Here is a 2620-nt window from a genome sequence, read left to right as displayed (position 1 = left end):
GGCGATAGTGAAGCCAGTACTGATTGATCGCCGCAAGCTCATGCTTCAGCGACTTGTTCAGTATCTCCAGAACTTCCGGATCGCCCTTCATGATGAACTCCGTTTTCTTTTTTCGCAGCCGGCAGGCCCGGCCAGTGCCTGCTGGCACGCTGAAACGGTTTAATCATTCCAGTTCAGGAGAAGCAATAGGGGAATTTCCGTAAGGACAGGGTGCGGACAGGCACACCTCAGGCGGTGCGGCGCAGGGCCGGCTCCGCAGCCGCGACACCGTCCGCCGGCACACCGGCCAGGCGGTCTCCCAGCGCCACCACGACGCCATCGCAGCCGCAGGCGGCCATTTCGCCGGCCGGCGCCGGATCGCGGCAGGCCGCCAGCGCGGCCGCCAGACGCGCGGACAGCAACACCCGCCCGGACCGCGCTGTGCGCTCAAGCCGCACGTCGGGAATGTCCGCGTCAACGGCAGCCTTGTGAATCACTTCGACCACGAGAGGAAAGCAACCACCGCAATCCGGCCTGCAGCGCAGTGTCTTGAACACTGCCCCGGGCGTGATGATACCGCGATCCGGCTCCGCCAGGATTTCGCCCGCGGCGCGCGCCAGCGTGCGGTCGGAGAGCCGGTTACAGGAACACACGATCATGCCGCGGACCATCCTCACACAAAACCGGAACAGGAAACGCCACGGCCGGCCAGCCCGGTCCGCCGCAGTCCCACCATTCCGGCTACGTCTGTCACTGGCCATTCCGGCGGCTTAGCGCGCCGTGTCCGGCCGTCCCTCCCCTGTGGCCACGGCCGGCGACGGACCGGCACATGACACGATTTTAGAATTATGCTTTTGCAAGCCAAACGCAAGTGCAGAAATTTAGACTCTTAACGATCGCTGCCGCGCAAAAAAGAAGACGCGCAGCCCGGTGGGGCTGCGCGTCCTGAAAGCGCATCGCGCGATGGCCAGCCCGGCGGGCCGGCCTCACATTGCGCCGATCACTTCGCCTCGGCGGCGAACTTCTCGACGAAGGGATGACGCGACTTGATCCAGCGTTCGGTGCGGGTGGCGGAGCGCATCACGAGGGTCTCGGTGTAGATGCCCTTGTAGCCGAAGCGCACGCCCGACAGCAGCGAACCGTTGGTCACGCCGGTGGCCGCGAAGTAAACGTCGCCCGAGGCCAGCTCGAACAGGTCATACTTCTTCTTCGGCTCCTCGATGCCCATGCGACGGGCACGCGCAATCTTCTCCTCGCTGTCGAGGATGAGACGGCCCTGCATCTGACCGCCGATGCAACGCAGCGCGGCCGCTGCCAGAACGCCTTCCGGCGCGCCGCCGATGCCGAGATAGATGTCGACGCCGGTCACTTCCGGCTCGGTGGTGTGGATGATGCCGGCCACGTCACCATCGGTGATGAGCTGCACCGCCGCACCCGTGGAGCGGATGGCCTCGATCAGGTCGGCATGGCGCGGACGATCCATCACCAGCGCGGTGATCTCATCCGGGCGCACCTTCTTGGCCTGGGCGAGGGCGGCGATGTTATCGGCCGGCGAGGCGTCGAGATCGACGATGCCCTTCGGATAGCCCGGGCCGACGGCGATCTTGTCCATGTACACGTCGGGCGCGTTGAGCAGGCCGCCGCGTTCGGCAATGGCCAGAACCGCCAGCGAATTCGGCTGGTTCTTGGCGCACAGCGTGGTGCCTTCCAGCGGATCGAGGGCGATGTCGACCTTGATGTTACCACCCGTGCCGACCTGCTCGCCGATGTAGAGCATCGGCGCTTCGTCACGCTCGCCCTCGCCGATCACGACCACGCCGTCGATCGGCAGCACGTTGAGTTCGCGGCGCATCGCGTCCACGGCGGCCTGATCGGCCGCCTTCTCGTCGCCGCGGCCGCGCAGACGGGCGGCGGCCACCGCGGCGCGCTCGGTCACGCGCACCACTTCAAGGGTCAGGATGCGCTCAAGAACCTTGCTGCGCGGCTTGTCGATCACGGACATTGTAAGCCCCTTTTTGTGTGCAGCCCCTGGCCGGTCAGGCGGCCTCAGGCCAATTTCTCAATACGGATCATGCGCGGCGCCCCGACCACGACCTCTTCCGCGGCAAGCGCCTTGATGGCGGCCCGCACGGCTTCCTCGGTCGTTTCGTGGGTGATGAGCACGATAGGCTGCACCGCCACCGGCTCCTTGGCCCCGCCGGCATCGGCCATCGGAGCGCGCCGGCGCTGCACGATGGATTCCAGCGAGATTCCATGGTCGGCCATGAGGCGGGCAATGGTGGCAAGCGCGCCCGGCCGGTCCTCGACCAGCAGGCGCATGTAGTAGCAGCCGGCATGGCGCGAGATGCCGGCCGGACGATAGGGCTGCAGCGCCGCCGCGGGACGGCCGAAGGCCGGGGTGCGCCGGCCGGCTGCAACATCGAGCAGATCGGCGACGACCGACGAAGCCGTGGCCTCGCCGCCGGCACCCGGCCCGACGAGCACCACCTCGCCCACCGCATCGCCGTCCACCGCCACCGCATTCAGCACGCCGTCGACGCGCGCGATGGCCGATGATTTCGGCACCATGGTCGGATGCACGCGCTGCTCGATGGCATCGCCGGTGCGGGTGGCGACACCCAGCAGCTTGATGCGATAGCCG

The 2620-nt window shown here is 66.9% G+C and carries 3 protein-coding genes and 1 pseudogene; all 4 read right to left on the bottom strand.

Annotated features, from left to right (window positions below; genetic code table 11):
• Positions 1–91, bottom strand: a pseudogene (locus tag V7067_RS17270) (bacterioferritin); the annotation flags it as partial.
• A gap of 136 nt (positions 92–227) precedes the next feature.
• Positions 228–740: a hypothetical protein gene (locus tag V7067_RS17265; RefSeq protein WP_334177123.1), complete on the bottom strand. Its 513-nt coding sequence runs from the start codon at positions 738–740 to the stop codon at positions 228–230.
• Positions 741–979: 239 nt separating this feature from the next.
• Positions 980–1981, bottom strand: a complete 1002-nt coding sequence (glpX, locus tag V7067_RS17260; RefSeq protein ID WP_334177122.1) for a class II fructose-bisphosphatase — start codon at positions 1979–1981, stop codon at positions 980–982.
• A gap of 44 nt (positions 1982–2025) precedes the next feature.
• Positions 2026–2620 (bottom strand): ACT domain-containing protein (locus tag V7067_RS17255; protein ID WP_334177121.1); only part of this gene is annotated, 595 nt, incomplete at its 5' end.

The sequence above is a fragment of the Pseudoxanthobacter sp. genome, from assembly GCF_036822375.1.
GTDB lineage: Bacteria > Pseudomonadota > Alphaproteobacteria > Rhizobiales > Segnochrobactraceae > Pseudoxanthobacter.
Note: the sequence above shows the minus strand (reverse complement) of the source record. Positions and strands in the feature narration are given on the sequence as shown.